Genomic DNA, 13,205 nt, shown 5'->3' on the forward strand with positions numbered 1-13,205 from the left:
TAACAGCTTATTAGTGAGACCTTGCAAGGTATGCTACCTTGTAAGGTAGGAGATTACCTATGTATAGACAAACTAATAAAGCTTCAAAAAATTATCGTAAATCATACACTAATCGAAAATTTGATATAGAACAAGAAAGCTTTGTAGAGCCACAAAATATTCCTGAACTAAGAAGAATAATCGAAATCACCGATTACGATAGTGGTGAACCCATTACTCATAAGCTTGAACTTTATAAAACTGATCGGATCGATTGTTATAAAGTTTTGGTCGACGGAAAGCTTTGGAAAAAGCGTATTGGTTGGAGCAACATCTTGGCAGGAATTAGAAAAGCCCTCCCTAGATTAGCTAGAGAGTGACAGTCCGTTTTACTCTAAGCCGCCTTAGAGCATTCACTCGTTTTGGGGCAAAAACGAGTTTTTCTGGCCGTCCGCTTTTGCTCACTGCTGCCATTTTTAAACTATCAATTGCGGGTATCAAGAATCTTTTGGCCCTATATTTCTAATCTCGGTGCAAAAGCGGGCATATAGTTCGTTATAAGAGTGTTTTGTAATGCGTATCAAGGCGACTCGACTTGCTCCCAAAGCTCAATCTTCACGCCATTTGGGTCCAGTATCCATGCGAATTTCCCGTATCCTTCGTCAACAGAATCAAGTACTTCAACGCCCCTTGAGGTAATTAATTCGATAAATCCGGCTAAGTCATCCACTCGCAGATTTATCATAAAATTATGCTCACTCGGTTTGAGGTATTGATTGTCTTTAAAATAGCTAATGAGGGAGTATGGGTTGTCGCCTTGCTCTTCTGTCCAACTTAATTGCGGGCCATAATCGCCATCTATACCCAGTTTTTCTCGATACCATTTCTTTGTCGCTTCTACATCACTCACTACGTAGAATACGCCACCTAACCCAGTAATCTTTGCCATGTTATTCTCCCCTATTGAGCATTGGCGTTGGGCCTTCTTCGCCAACAGCTATCAGTAGTAAATTGCCTTTACCATCTCAATGTGATCATTGGATAAGCTAATTGCAATCAAGCCCCCACTACACGCAATTCAGTAACCGATGGCTGCGTTTCATAGCAGCGCCTATCGCGTAACATTAAAGCATGACTTAGTTTATGACCAAGTCGAACACCACATTGATTGTCGAGGTAAACACAATGTTCTCTTGCAAATAACGCCCAGGCTCCTTACTTTTCATTCTTGAGCCGGTTACTTCAATACGCTCTATATCGCTGTTCGCACCATACCTGTAGTAACTGTTATTTGAATTTGAGTTAATGCTGTAAATATGCCCGAGCTTCGCACCGAAAGCGTTCGCCAACGATGTTCCCTTGTCCTTGGCATTTTTAACTGCCAACGCGTTCACTTCATCTTTGATGGCATCTTCATCGGAGGATTTGAGCGTAACACTCTCTATTTCATCAATGCGCACGCTTAAGGCAAAATCCATCAGGTCGTTTAACTTGGTCAAATCACCTAGGGTGACCTTCAAACGTCTATTCGCTGAATACCCCTCTAGTTGCTGTTTGTCATTGTCGTCATAGGTATAAAGAGGCTGTGTTGAAAGGCTCGACGCCGATACATTGTCTTCATTAATAGCAAAACGACTCAAACCCGCTAAGAAGTCATTTACTCTATTATCAACATCCTTTTTAGCATCAATACTCTTGGCTTTGAGGCTCTGTACTTCAAACTGGACCACTGCCAAGTCAGGCTTTGCTTCAAGTTGCGCCGTCCCTGTCACGGCAATATGGCGATTATTGGGTAAGCTATTATTTGCAATTGATGCACAGGAAAAGGCAAGCAACGCAATGATGGATATGTATTTCATGGACGCTCCGTGTGCTCAGGAGCGACGTCTTCGCTCCTGATTGATGGCGAAATAACTATTGGAATTTAATCAACGTTTTTCAGTGCTTTGCGCTGACGACCAAGCTTAAAAATGGTATATGCTTCCCAAAGCATAATTGCGCCACCAACACCAATCATGGCGTAGCAGTTTCGCTCATCATTCAAAAAGTCGATGAAGGCATCGCCGTTAGCGGCAAAAACACCGTACAGACCTAGGCCAAATAATATTGACCCTGGCGCACCTATAAATTGCACTTTCATCATTTTTTTGGTGATGGCTGCTTGTTTTTCTTCCGTGTTATTTGTCATTATTTTTCCTTTGTATGTTGAGTCGTTGTAGCTTTGATTTCCCCGCTCACAGAGATTACACCGCTAGGCATGAATGCCAAGCAGCTATAAACCTCTGAGGCAATCCCTTATACTTACCTTATTATTGCCTTTAGAGAAAGCCTTTTGCACCCAAATAACTGCCATATAAACGGATACGACTTCAACGCTTTATGTAAATCTTTGCCCAGCCTTGAAGCATTTCTTGTGCAGCGTCCAGATGGTAAAGACACCATCAATTTTAGTGATCCTGTTGCCTTAAAAACGCTTAATCAGGCGCTATTAAAGCATCATTACAATGTAGCGATATGGGATTTACCCGCTGGCTTTTTATGCCCACCGGTTCCGGGCCGCGCAGACTATTTACACCATTTGCACGATTTGATCAGTAAAGATACTTCGTTGAATATTAGCCAGCGAAAAGTGCGCGTGATGGACGTAGGTACTGGAGGCTCGCTCATATATCCGATACTGGGCAATGCCTTATTTGATTGGCAATTTTTGGCAAGCGATATTGATACACAATCGATAAAACTCGCTAAACAGCTTGTGCAACTCAACGGCTTGGCAATCAAAGTGGTTCAGCAAAAACAACCTACACGTTACTTCGACGGTATTATCAAAGCACAAGACACCTTAGTGGCAACCATGTGCAACCCACCCTTCCACGATAGTGAACAAAGTGCCAAAGCAGGTTCACAGCGCAAGTGGCGAAACTTAAAAGGTGAGCAAAGCAGTCAATTGAATTTTGGCGGACGCAACAATGAATTGTGGTGTGAAGGCGGCGAGTTCGCGTTTGTTCGCAACATGATTCTCGAGAGTACACATTTTGCGGAGCAAGTAATTTGGTTTACCTGCTTGGTCTCTAAAAAGGAAAATGAGCGCCCTCTAAAAGCTTGCTTGCGCAAAGCAGGCGCAGCACAGGTTGAGGTTGTGGCCATGAATCAAGGACAAAAAGTCAGTCGCTTTATCGCTTGGAGTTTCATGGACCAACAACAACGCACTCACGCACTGGAGAGTCTATTAGGCTAGTTGCCCCTGTTCGCTATTGAGTGCTTCTTTGTAGTGTGCGCGGCACACTGAAACATAGCGCTCATTGCCACCAATTTGCACTTGGTCACCACTGGCCACCGCGTTACCTTCACTGTCATAACGAAGTACATGATTGGCTTTGCGGCCACAGTGACACACAGTTTTCAACTCTATAAGTTTGTCTGCCCACGCCAGCAGATATTGCGAGCCCACAAACAATTCACCAAGGAAGTCGGTTCTCAACCCGTAACACAATACAGGAACACCTAATTTGTCAACAACTTCAGTAAGTTGCATAACTTGCTGCTTGGATAAAAATTGGCTTTCATCCACCAGCACACAATGCAATGGCTCTTCTTTGTGTTGACGCTCAACAAGGGAAAATACATCGGATTGGTCATCAAAAATAAACGCGTCAGCTTGCAAACCAATGCGTGATGCCACTTTACCAACGCCTGCGCGATCGTCAATTGCTGCGGTCATGATCATTGGGCGCATACCACGCTCACGGTAGTTAAACGCAGACTGCAATAAGGTTGTTGATTTTCCGGCATTCATCGCCGAGTAGTAGAAATATAACTGTGCCATGGGAATTCTTGTTAAAAAAGCGCGAGCCAAGCTTACACTATGCATGGAGTAAAGTCATATGCTCACTCCTGCTTAGCATGACACATCTCTATTTATACAGCGTAGTCATAAATAGGTAACGCAAATACATATCCGTGCTGTCTTGCTCTGCCACACTGTCCCACAGAGCTTCGATACGCGGTTGGTGCATTTTGTAGAACTGTGGCGTTACCGCAATGTAACCATGCAACTGTTCAAAAGGCGGATATATTGGGCTTACCCCTTCAATACCACTTTGATCAGCATACACATTGCGGCCATTCACTTGGCACACCCCCATGACTGCATGCACTCGGTCGTTTTTCAGTAAACGATAGCCATCTTTGGGTGAAAAAACAGTGTGCAGTAGCAAAGGTTCACTTTCCAACTTTTCAGCAATGGCATAGCCGTTGGGCACAGCAACAGAGAGAGGCTGGTTTTCAGTTACGTGTTTTTTGCGCCAATACTCATGAAATAATTGCGTACCAATAAAACAGTTACCCACTTGTGCCAATGAGCGGGAGGTATCGAGTTTCCCATCTTTCATCGGGTAATTGAGTTGATCAATGCGATGGCCGCGAAAACTGGCGATTACAGCATCCGCCTCTTGGCGCTCTAACATCTCCCAACAGCGCATCCATGGGCGGCGGACGAAGGAAAATTTTACGTCAGATTTTTTTTCTAATGCATACAAAATATCGATATTGGCACCTGGATTATTGCTAGGTACTTGCTCTCCCTCACCAAGGTAGAATGGAATCACTTCTTTATCTTCGTAACACAAACGAATATCCAATGGCGCGGCAACAGAATTACACGCGTAGATACATGCACTTATTATAATCAGCCAAGTAACAATCTTGCTCACAGCATACTCACCCTTTGTACCTTATTCATTGACGATTGAGTATAGCTTGTTCGAACTGTAACAACCACTGTTTACGCTCAAGTCCTCCTGCATAGCCAGTTAATGTACCGTTACTGCCAATTACGCGATGACATGGCACGATAATGCTGATCGGATTGCGGCCATTCGCAGAGCCCACAGCACGCACCGATTTGGGATTATTAATGGTGAGGGCAATATCTGAATAACTGTGTGTTTGGCCAAATCCGATGTCCGCTAATGCACCCCACACTTGAGCCTGAAAGGCTGTGCCCTTTACATCCAGCGGCACACTGAATTGTTGGCGCTGCCCTGCAAAGTATTCGCTCAGTTGTGTATGGCCGAGCTTTGTCATTGCGTTTTTCTCAGTGCATTTGGGCAAAAAGCGTGATGCATCAAATCCCACATAAGTGAGGCCTTGAGCTGTAGCCTGAATTACCAAATCGCCGAGTGGTGTTTCCATTATTTGTTGATAGGTAGTCATAGTTTTTGCCAAAGTTGAAATGTTAAATAGGAGCGAAATGGTGACGCTTTAAGAGCATCGAAATTCTCAACAGCGTTGAGTGCTTTTTTGACTCCCAAGTCGCCACCCAAATAGATATCAGGATCACTGGTTCCTCTCATTTTGGCGTAATCCACCGTCCACGGTCCTATCCCTTTAATCACCAACCAATCGTCTAAGTTGTCGCAACCATGTTCCACTACAAATGCACTCAGGTCCTTGATTGCTTGCTTACGTCTTGCTGGCATTTTAAAAAACGCCAGTTCGTCTTGGGCGACAACTGTGGGCGTGGGAAAATAGTGGCCGTTTTCGCCAAGTTGCTTCACTAATAAGGTGCATAGTTCACGCGCTGCAGCAACGCTGACTTGCTGCCCTAAAACAGCTCTAATGCCTGCTTCATAAGGGTCCCAAATGCCAGGCAACCTTAATCCTTGGACCAGCTCACACCGTTTATCTAGCGCCTTCTCAATCTGCGCATTAATAACTTGGCTGTCGGCATCTACATCCAAAATGCGGCGGATATTAGCAACCACTCCTTGCAGGTGCTGCCAATTATCCAGCGTGATATCGACCCAAAAGCCCTGTTTGTCGTCATCGAAACGTACTTCAAATTGACCTTTACTATCTCGAAAGGTAAAGGTGCGCCCGTATAGGTTATCCCCTACCCATTCCAACGGAGTAATTACACGTTTAGCCAGAAACGCCAACATCGCCGGCCAATTAAATGGTGGGCGAACACTGAGAAACAAACGAATGTTCTCAGCGCTTTGCTTGTGTGTTTTTCTAATTTCGCTGGGCGTTAGCTGCAGTGTCTTTTTAAATGCATCGTTGAATCGGCGCACACTATTGAAGCCAGACGCAAAGGCAATATCGGCAATTTTTAAATTCGTTTGTTGCAGCAGTTGTTTGGCAAACTGGCACTGGTTAAACAAGGCATATTGCCCGGGTGCGATACCATAATGGCGCTTAAATAGTTGATTCAAATAACTAGATGACACACCGAGTCGGTCACTGAGTTGCTGTGCATCACCGTTACTAAAGTGACCCTGATCGATAAGTTGCTTAGCGCGTAATGCGGTTGTTTGCGCTCCCAACCAAGGGTAACTGCCGGGGCTGGCGTCAGGTCGGCACCGCAAACACGGGCGAAAGCCAGCTTGGCTCGCTTGGTGCGCATGCTCGAAATACTGCACATTACTTTCTTTGGCAGGTGGCGCCGGACAAATAGGTCGGCAATAAATGCCAGTGCTGCGAACAGCCACATAAAACAAGCCATCAAAGCGCTTATCTCTGCTTAGGCGTGCAGTTTGACAGATTGAATCAGCAAACATAAATCTCAGTGAAGTAATCTTTTATAGCGCCAGCTTAGCGCATTTGCAGCACAACACTAGCCGGATTTTGCACTCAATAGTGCAAAGAAATGAAAAATGCCGAGACAAGCTCGGCACTCAAGTAGGTAAGTCTTATTTTTGTTCGGCGAATTGCTGTAGTTCGTCGCCATCTAAACGGTAGATGATCCATTCATCCTGCGGTTTTGCGCCAATACTGTGATAAAAATCTATCGCTGGTTTGTTCCAATCAAGCACAACCCACTCAAAACGCCCACACTGTTTTTCAACCGCTCGTCGCGCAAGGAACTGCATCAGTGCTTTACCTGCGCCTTTGCCGCGTTGATCTTCGTTGACAAACAAGTCTTCTAAATACAAACCATTACGGCCAAGCCACGTTGAGTAGTTGTAGAAATACACCGCAAAGCCAATTGCTTGAGCATCATGCGCATCACTGTCGAAGCATATTACGCTATGCGCGGTAGCCCCTTCTGAAAACAAGGTGCGTTCAATATCCGCCTCAGTTGCAACAACAGCATCGGGTTCTTTCTCATATACTGCGAGTGCATTGATAAACTGATAAATCAACGGCACATCATTAATGACCGCATCACGAATGTATACTTGGCTCATATTGGTTCCTTGGATGTAGCAAATTAAATTAATACCAATCGACTTAAATAGTTAAGTCGATTGGTGTAACTCACCATCATACAAGGGCAAGACCACCTTGCAAGTTATACACGTTATCAAAACCAAGAGACTTCAAGTTATTGATAGCCTGACCTGAGCGGTTACCTGTTCTACAGATCAACACATAACGTGTCTGCGGTGATAACTGATGCGAGAAAAACGCATTTGCAAGTCGGCTCAAAGGCACGTTCAATAATTGCCCGTCGTTAACGTTAAACAAAGAGCGAATATCTTTAGCGCCATGTTCATACGGTTCACGGACGTCTAATACCATGGTTGGGTGCTGTTCATCTTCAAGCATCTGTTGCACTTGCTCAACCGTCAGTTGTTGTGCATTTTCCTGTTTTGCAACCAAACTAAAACCACACAGCGCACCACAATCAGTGATCAGCTGTTCGTCCATTTTTGCTTTTTGCGCGACAAATTCTTGATCAGAAACTTGCTCATTAAGCAGCTGTTGCACAAGAGGTGTTGCTTGTAATTGTGCAGACCATGTTAGTGCAAAACATTGCTCGTAATCATGTGCAGGACAAATAACAGAATCATCACTTAGCGTCGCAGCTAAAGTACGAATAGATTCAGCCATTTGTACCGTGTCTGCATCTTCAAATTGTGTACTACCCAAACCACTGAATATGAATAAATCACCGCAGAAGCAAGCCGTTACATGCTCGCCGTGACGTAACACATAACTGTGACTATCAGCGCTGTGTCCAGGTGTAGCGATACGTGCAAGGGTTTGCGCGCCTAGGCTGATCGGGGCACCCGGCCAGCCTAGTTCGTCACCGTTATCGGCTAAAGACAAACGAGTGCTGAGCAATGCACGCGCAGAGTCTTTGTCTTGATGCTTGTGGGTTTCTAATACGGCTTTTACATGTAACTGTTGTTGAGACACAAGGCGCACTAAACGAGGCACTAGCTCAACAACAGGGTCGATAATTACCGCGTCATTGTTCGGTGCAACATACAACCAACAACAACTACCCTGGTGGCGCAATTGCGTCAGACCCAACGCGCATACTTCATGCTCAGGTTGCGCCGCATCAGATACGATCAAGCAGTTATTAGCAAGAACTGGTTTCAGCGCACAAATACGCTCGCACGCCAAAGCAATATCTTGTTCAGTGGCTGCTGGGCCAAAGGACATGCGAATGGCATTTTCACTTTGCCAATCGCTCGCATTCATCGCATCCAAAACGAAACTGCGCGATGCACCAGAGCTACACGCCGAGCCACCGCTCACGCGAATCCCCGCGGCATCGAACAAGTCCATCACCTCTTTGGAAGTGAGACTGTTCACACAGAAGTTTAATGTTGTTGGCACCGTACCAGACAAAGGAGCATTAAACGTAATGTCTCCAAAGGTGTTTTCCAGTGCGGTGATCAGCTGCTGGCGATAACCGTGCAAAGTCTCTACAGGTTTAAATACGTCTGAGGTTTTATCCAGCAACAAATCAAATAATTCGTAAAGACCGGCAATACCCGGGAGGTTCTCTGTGCCCGAGCGCATGCCGCTTTCTTGTCCACCACCGGCAATAAAGGGTGTGTACGGGCTGTTTTCGCGAATGTATAAAAAGCCAATGCCTTTGGGCGCGTACAGTTTGTGACCAGAGAATGGGGCGTAATCGATGGTGGTGTCGCTCAGAGCCAGCGCTTGCTTGCCTAGCGCTTGTACGCAGTCAACCATCCAGCTTACATCTTTGTTATGTTCGCGGATGACCTGCTCAAGTTGCTGAAGGTTCTGATAAACGCCAGTTTCATTGTTTACCGCCATGGTACAAATCATCAAGGCTCTACCGACGTGTTCAGCAATAAATTGCTCGTCGAGAAGGCCATTTTCGTCCACCGGAATAGCTAATACTTGTGCGCCAAGCCCAAGCACATCATTCCAGTGTTTTAAGGTATTAGGTACAGCTTTGTGTTCAGTGGCGCCATAAAGCAATACGCTATTTGATGTCGCTAGGTGACGTTTTGCCAATAAGGTAGAAACAACTGCAGTTTGTATGCCTTCCGTCGCTCCTGATGTGAATAGAATATCGCCCTGCTTTGCGCCTATGACCTGTCGCGCTTTGGCACGCGTTTGTTCAAGTAGATACTTAGCTTGTACACCGGTGATATGTGAACTTGAGGGATTACCAAAGCACACTCGCATGGTATGAGAAACAACATCAGCGATGCGTGGCAACACAGGGGTCGTTGCATTGGCATCAAGGTATACAAGATCTTGACTAGTCTGAGTGAAAAAACGCTGGGACATAAGACTCTATATTACAAAAAGCTATAACTTATAACCATTGTACACAATTGTGCCCAGCGTCATTAATACCGATTTGTTAGCACCAAAAATGCTTTTATCAGCTTTTCTTCTATAGGTTAGGTGGTTGCACTGTCTCCACTGTCTTCTAATTTAGAAGACCAGGCATTAGCCAGCGCACGTACTAGGGATGCCAACGGGATTGCGAAAAATACGCCCCAAAAACCCCATAAACCACCAAAAAACAGCACGGCGGTAATGATAAAGACAGGATTTAAATCCACTGCTTCAGAGAACAATAAAGGCACTAACACGTTGCCATCAAGCGCTTGAATGATGCCGTAAGCAACCAACACACTCCAGAATTCGCTGCTTAAACCAAACTGGAACAAGGCCACCGCAGCAACCGGAATTGTAACAAGTGCAGCCCCGATAAATGGGATCAAGACTGACAACCCAACCAACACCCCCAATAGAGCCGCATAACGCAAGCCAAACACAGTGAACACAACGAACGACACGCCACCGACAATGACAATTTCAAACACTTTGCCACGGATGTAGTTCATGATTTGCTGATTCATCTCCTGCCACACTTGCTGGATAAGGCGACGCTGATTCGGTAACAACGCGCTGACGCTGTTTACCAACTGGATTTTGTCTTTGAGCATAAAGAACACTAACAGCGGTACTAGCACCAGATAAATCAACCATGCGACGACGTCTTTAAGCGAGGTAAGTGACACAGATACCACCAACTGACCAAACTCCACCGCCTTCGTTTCAACACTGGCAACAATTGACTGAACTTGTTCTTGGGTGATCAGTGTGGGGTAGTCTTCAGGCAGATGAAGCAAGTAATATTTCCCTTGCTCCAACATCGTTGGCGCTTCCTGTAATAAATTAGTCGTTTGTTGCCACAGTATTGGACCAAACCCGAAGATGATCCCAATTGCGGTGGAGCAGAACACGCTCATGACAATAATAGTGGCAATAGTGCGCGAAAAGCCGACCCGCTCTAAACGCAGTACCGGCCAATCAAGCAAGTAAGCTATGACGATGGCAACCAGCACCGGCATTAACAACGCGCCGAAAAAATACAATGCTGCAAACGCACACAATAATAGCAGCAGCAGCGTTACTGAATGCGGATCAGAGAATTTACGTTGATACCACGAGCGCACAAATTCAAACACAGGCAACTGTCTCCACTGTAATTGTTACGTTTTTTTCTTGTTCTATTAATTTATAGGATACTTGTCGCGCCTTTAAGTAGCGCTGAATATCGTTCACGCTCGCACTTTCTTGTTTCGCCAAGGTGAACTCAATGGCAAGTCCTTGTTTTTGCGCAGCAATTAGCGCCAATTTAAAACGCACAAAAAGCTCTGGGCATTTAAAACTCGTTAAATCTGATTTTTCCATATTACCCGGATAATCTTGCTGATATGCAATTTTTTTAAGAGGTAACAACCTCTTATATTGTAACCTCATTTGCTATACCAACTATAATACCTTAAAAATACTTAAAAGGATTACGACATTCGTTTATCCTTATAAGAGCTTGGTGGAATTATAGGAAGAATTATATGGCGACATCGCACACTCGCGCGAAGCTTCCAGCCAACCCCACACTAAAGGAAATAAACTGGTATAAGAAACAGTTAAATTGGGGCGAGTTACCACCGTTTTATCACATGGTGTCTCAAAGCTTAAGCGAGTCCGAAAACCTGTTAGAGCACGGCTTTGATACGGCTATTAAACGTATTTTGGACAAACGTAACTGGAACTTAAAAGCACTCGGCGGCCAAGCTGATGACAATGGTATTATTCGCTGTGATAACAAACCGCATATTGGTCTTCAACAAATGTTTACCGAGCGAGGCTATGAGCTAAAAGCATTCGCTTACGATGGTGACAAGCCAGTAAAGCATTACACTCGCGATGACCCAAAGATGGAGTTTGATGTATGGGAACCTGCGACCATGGAAAATGTGATCCGCATTGGTCAGTTGCATAAGTTTATTGCATTCTATTTCAGCAATGGCGATGATGCTGATAAAGCGCTCATTCTGCACGCCCATAAAGTTGTCCACAATACGGTGGATTTATTACGAAATGAAGTGAACGTTCGCAGCTTTAGTGGTGTCTCAATCAAAGAGTTCTACCACATGTGCGAGAAGAACCAAGGAAAGCAGGACTTCGATCTGGCGATTTCGCGCATGATCCAAATAGACGACGACCCGTATCGCAAGGAATAATATGCTATTTAAACGTATGCTGTTGTGCTGTGTTATGTTGAGCACAACGTTTATACCGGCACAAGCAAAAAGCAATTTTGAGTTACCAGATTTAGGCACTTCCGCACTGCAGGCTTTACCGCTAGAAAAAGAACGCGCTATCGGTGAGGTCATGATGATGCAAGTCCGGGGCACCTCGCCCGTGGTAGACGACCCTGTACTCAACGAATACTTAAGTACGCTCGGCAATACCTTAGTATCACATGCCAATGATGTGCGTTTTCCATTCTCGTTTTTCCTAATTAACAATCCAGAAATAAACGCCTTTGCTTTTTATGGCGGCCACGTCGGCGTGCATACAGGGTTAATTGCGCAAGCGGACAATGAGAGTCAATTGGCGTCCGTTATCGGCCACGAAATAGCACACGTAACTCAGCGTCACTTAGCTCGTCGATTGCAACAACAGCAGGATAACTCGGGGTTAACCATCGCTGGTATGATTGCCGGTTTACTGGCGACCTTGGTTTCACCTGATGCGGGTTTAGCCATTATTTCTGGTACGCAAACACAATCGGCGTTAAGCCAACTCACTCATAGTCGCGGCGCTGAGCAAGAAGCAGATAGAATCGGTATGCGCACGCTCTATGACGCAGGATTTGACCCTAAAGAGTCCGGCGAGTTTTTAACAAAGTTGTCAGCGCAATTACGCTACAAACAAAAACCCCCTGTATTTTTACTGACCCACCCGTTGCCGCAAAGCCGTGTCAGCGATGTACGCTTACGTGCTCAGCAATATGAATCGCGCCAATATACTGATAGCTTGTCTTTCCAATTAGCTAAGGCACGCATAATTGCTCGCTATGGCAGCGACAGTGAACATGCCGAGAATGAATTTAGAAAATTATTAAAACATAACAGCTTCGGTGATACCTCTGCGCTGCGTTATGGCTTAGCGCTTACCTTAATCGACCAAAAGAAATACAAAGAGGCTAAGCCCTTACTTGATGACTTATTAGACGCTTCTCCTGATAACTTATTCTATCTTGATACCCTAACCGATTATTACGTTGGTTTAGGCCAACCACAAAAAGCAGTTGAGTATTTAGCGCCGTTTCATCAGTTACGCCCTAATAATCAAGTCGTCACACTAAACTACGCCCATGCTGCTATCGAGGCCAAGCAATATGATTTGGCAAAAGACCTATTACGTAGTTTCGCACTGGAAAAGCCGGATCATTTCTTAGCGAAGCAACTACTGACAGATACCTATAAACAACAAGACGACAAAGCGGCGTATCACGAAGCCAATGCCGATTTGATGGCGCAAGTGGGCGCCTACATGAAAGCGGCAGATGAAGTGCAAAAGGCCCTCAACTTTATTGAGCCCGATGAAGCGATTAAACAAAAGCGCCTAAAAGCATTACTCGCCCAATACCGCGCCATGCAAAAAGAGTTGGCACGGATGTAATATCACGGATGTAATAT

General features: G+C 45.1%; 15 protein-coding genes. 4 read left to right on the forward strand and 11 right to left on the reverse strand.

All coding sequences use genetic code 11. The features are described 5' to 3' along the window. The first annotated feature begins 59 nt into the window (after nucleotides 1-59). A complete protein-coding gene (locus tag V1358_RS08135; protein WP_239407994.1) occupies nucleotides 60-359 on the forward strand; it encodes a hypothetical protein in 300 nt (99 codons plus the stop codon). A 200-nt stretch (nucleotides 360-559) separates the two neighbouring features. Here V1358_RS08135 and V1358_RS08140 read toward each other — a convergent pair whose 3' ends face one another. The 3 genes from V1358_RS08140 to V1358_RS08150 form a co-directional block, all read right to left on the reverse strand. Further along, nucleotides 560-928: a VOC family protein gene (locus V1358_RS08140; protein ID WP_347390056.1), complete on the reverse strand. Its 369-nt coding sequence runs from the start codon at nucleotides 926-928 to the stop codon at nucleotides 560-562. A gap of 187 nt (nucleotides 929-1,115) precedes the next feature. Further along, the gene (locus V1358_RS08145) at nucleotides 1,116-1,838 is read right to left on the reverse strand and encodes an SIMPL domain-containing protein (protein WP_347393183.1); all 723 of its coding nucleotides are present in this window, start codon (nucleotides 1,836-1,838) and stop codon (nucleotides 1,116-1,118) included. 65 nt (nucleotides 1,839-1,903) lie between these two features. Next, nucleotides 1,904-2,167: a hypothetical protein gene (locus V1358_RS08150; RefSeq protein ID WP_347390058.1), complete on the reverse strand. Its 264-nt coding sequence runs from the start codon at nucleotides 2,165-2,167 to the stop codon at nucleotides 1,904-1,906. Nucleotides 2,168-2,287: 120 nt separating this feature from the next. Here V1358_RS08150 and rlmF point away from each other — a divergent pair, with 120 nt between their 5' ends. Beyond that, the gene (gene rlmF / locus V1358_RS08155; RefSeq protein ID WP_347393479.1) at nucleotides 2,288-3,217 is read left to right on the forward strand and encodes a 23S rRNA (adenine(1618)-N(6))-methyltransferase RlmF; all 930 of its coding nucleotides are present in this window, start codon (nucleotides 2,288-2,290) and stop codon (nucleotides 3,215-3,217) included. On the opposite strand, the gene V1358_RS08160 is transcribed toward rlmF, so the two are convergent. The 8 genes from V1358_RS08160 to V1358_RS08195 form a co-directional block, all read right to left on the reverse strand. Continuing rightward, complete coding sequence (locus V1358_RS08160; protein ID WP_347393184.1) at nucleotides 3,209-3,805, reverse strand: thymidine kinase; 597 nt, start codon at nucleotides 3,803-3,805, stop codon at nucleotides 3,209-3,211. The two genes, rlmF and V1358_RS08160, sit on opposite strands and share 9 nt — an antisense overlap. Nucleotides 3,806-3,893: 88 nt before the next feature. Continuing rightward, nucleotides 3,894-4,691: a transporter substrate-binding domain-containing protein gene (locus V1358_RS08165; RefSeq protein ID WP_347393185.1), complete on the reverse strand. Its 798-nt coding sequence runs from the start codon at nucleotides 4,689-4,691 to the stop codon at nucleotides 3,894-3,896. A gap of 25 nt (nucleotides 4,692-4,716) precedes the next feature. Beyond that, entirely contained in the window at nucleotides 4,717-5,193 is a 477-nt protein-coding gene (locus tag V1358_RS08170; RefSeq protein WP_347393186.1) for a methylated-DNA--[protein]-cysteine S-methyltransferase, read from the reverse strand. Further along, entirely contained in the window at nucleotides 5,190-6,539 is a 1,350-nt protein-coding gene (locus V1358_RS08175) for an AlkA N-terminal domain-containing protein (RefSeq protein ID WP_347393187.1), read from the reverse strand. The genes V1358_RS08170 and V1358_RS08175 overlap by 4 nt, the downstream gene beginning before the upstream one ends. Before the next feature lie 132 nt (nucleotides 6,540-6,671). Further along, entirely contained in the window at nucleotides 6,672-7,169 is a 498-nt protein-coding gene (locus V1358_RS08180; protein WP_347393188.1) for a GNAT family N-acetyltransferase, read from the reverse strand. A 76-nt stretch (nucleotides 7,170-7,245) separates the two neighbouring features. Then, nucleotides 7,246-9,486, reverse strand: coding sequence for an aminotransferase class V-fold PLP-dependent enzyme (locus V1358_RS08185; protein WP_347393189.1), 2,241 nt, complete (start codon nucleotides 9,484-9,486; stop codon nucleotides 7,246-7,248). Between the two features lie 116 nt (nucleotides 9,487-9,602). Continuing rightward, nucleotides 9,603-10,679: an AI-2E family transporter gene (locus V1358_RS08190; protein ID WP_347390065.1), complete on the reverse strand. Its 1,077-nt coding sequence runs from the start codon at nucleotides 10,677-10,679 to the stop codon at nucleotides 9,603-9,605. After that, nucleotides 10,672-10,974, reverse strand: a complete 303-nt coding sequence (locus V1358_RS08195) for a hypothetical protein (protein ID WP_347390066.1) — start codon at nucleotides 10,972-10,974, stop codon at nucleotides 10,672-10,674. Before V1358_RS08195 ends, V1358_RS08190 begins: the two co-directional genes overlap by 8 nt. 95 nt (nucleotides 10,975-11,069) lie before the next feature. Between V1358_RS08195 and V1358_RS08200 the strand changes: the two genes are divergently transcribed. Both V1358_RS08200 and bepA read left to right on the forward strand, forming a co-directional pair. Continuing rightward, nucleotides 11,070-11,741 (forward strand): hypothetical protein, encoded by a 672-nt coding sequence (locus V1358_RS08200; RefSeq protein ID WP_347390067.1) that lies wholly within the window; start codon nucleotides 11,070-11,072, stop codon nucleotides 11,739-11,741. Nucleotide 11,742: 1 nt separating this feature from the next. Next, nucleotides 11,743-13,188 carry a beta-barrel assembly-enhancing protease gene (gene bepA, locus V1358_RS08205; protein WP_347390068.1) on the forward strand — a complete coding sequence of 482 codons (1,446 nt, stop codon included), beginning with the start codon at nucleotides 11,743-11,745 and terminating at the stop codon, nucleotides 13,186-13,188. Nucleotides 13,189-13,205: the final 17 nt, after the last annotated feature.

The sequence above is a fragment of the Pseudoalteromonas pernae genome, assembly GCF_039831865.1.
Classification (GTDB): domain Bacteria; phylum Pseudomonadota; class Gammaproteobacteria; order Enterobacterales; family Alteromonadaceae; genus Pseudoalteromonas; species Pseudoalteromonas pernae.

Bases quoted from the DNA above. Each gene is read 5' to 3' on its own strand.
- V1358_RS08135 (WP_239407994.1), top strand. From the start codon at position 60: ATGTATAGACAAACTAATAAAGCTTCAAAAAATTATCGTAAATCATAC.
- V1358_RS08140 (WP_347390056.1), bottom strand. From the start codon at position 928: ATGGCAAAGATTACTGGGTTAGGTGGCGTATTCTACGTAGTGAGTGAT.
- V1358_RS08145 (WP_347393183.1), bottom strand. From the start codon at position 1,838: ATGAAATACATATCCATCATTGCGTTGCTTGCCTTTTCCTGTGCATCA.
- V1358_RS08150 (WP_347390058.1), bottom strand. From the start codon at position 2,167: ATGACAAATAACACGGAAGAAAAACAAGCAGCCATCACCAAAAAAATG.
- V1358_RS08160 (WP_347393184.1), bottom strand. From the start codon at position 3,805: ATGGCACAGTTATATTTCTACTACTCGGCGATGAATGCCGGAAAATCA.
- V1358_RS08170 (WP_347393186.1), bottom strand. From the start codon at position 5,193: ATGACTACCTATCAACAAATAATGGAAACACCACTCGGCGATTTGGTA.
- V1358_RS08175 (WP_347393187.1), bottom strand. From the start codon at position 6,539: ATGTTTGCTGATTCAATCTGTCAAACTGCACGCCTAAGCAGAGATAAG.
- V1358_RS08180 (WP_347393188.1), bottom strand. From the start codon at position 7,169: ATGAGCCAAGTATACATTCGTGATGCGGTCATTAATGATGTGCCGTTG.
- V1358_RS08185 (WP_347393189.1), bottom strand. From the start codon at position 9,486: ATGTCCCAGCGTTTTTTCACTCAGACTAGTCAAGATCTTGTATACCTT.
- V1358_RS08195 (WP_347390066.1), bottom strand. From the start codon at position 10,974: ATGAGGTTACAATATAAGAGGTTGTTACCTCTTAAAAAAATTGCATAT.
- V1358_RS08200 (WP_347390067.1), top strand. From the start codon at position 11,070: ATGGCGACATCGCACACTCGCGCGAAGCTTCCAGCCAACCCCACACTA.
- bepA (WP_347390068.1), top strand. From the start codon at position 11,743: ATGCTATTTAAACGTATGCTGTTGTGCTGTGTTATGTTGAGCACAACG.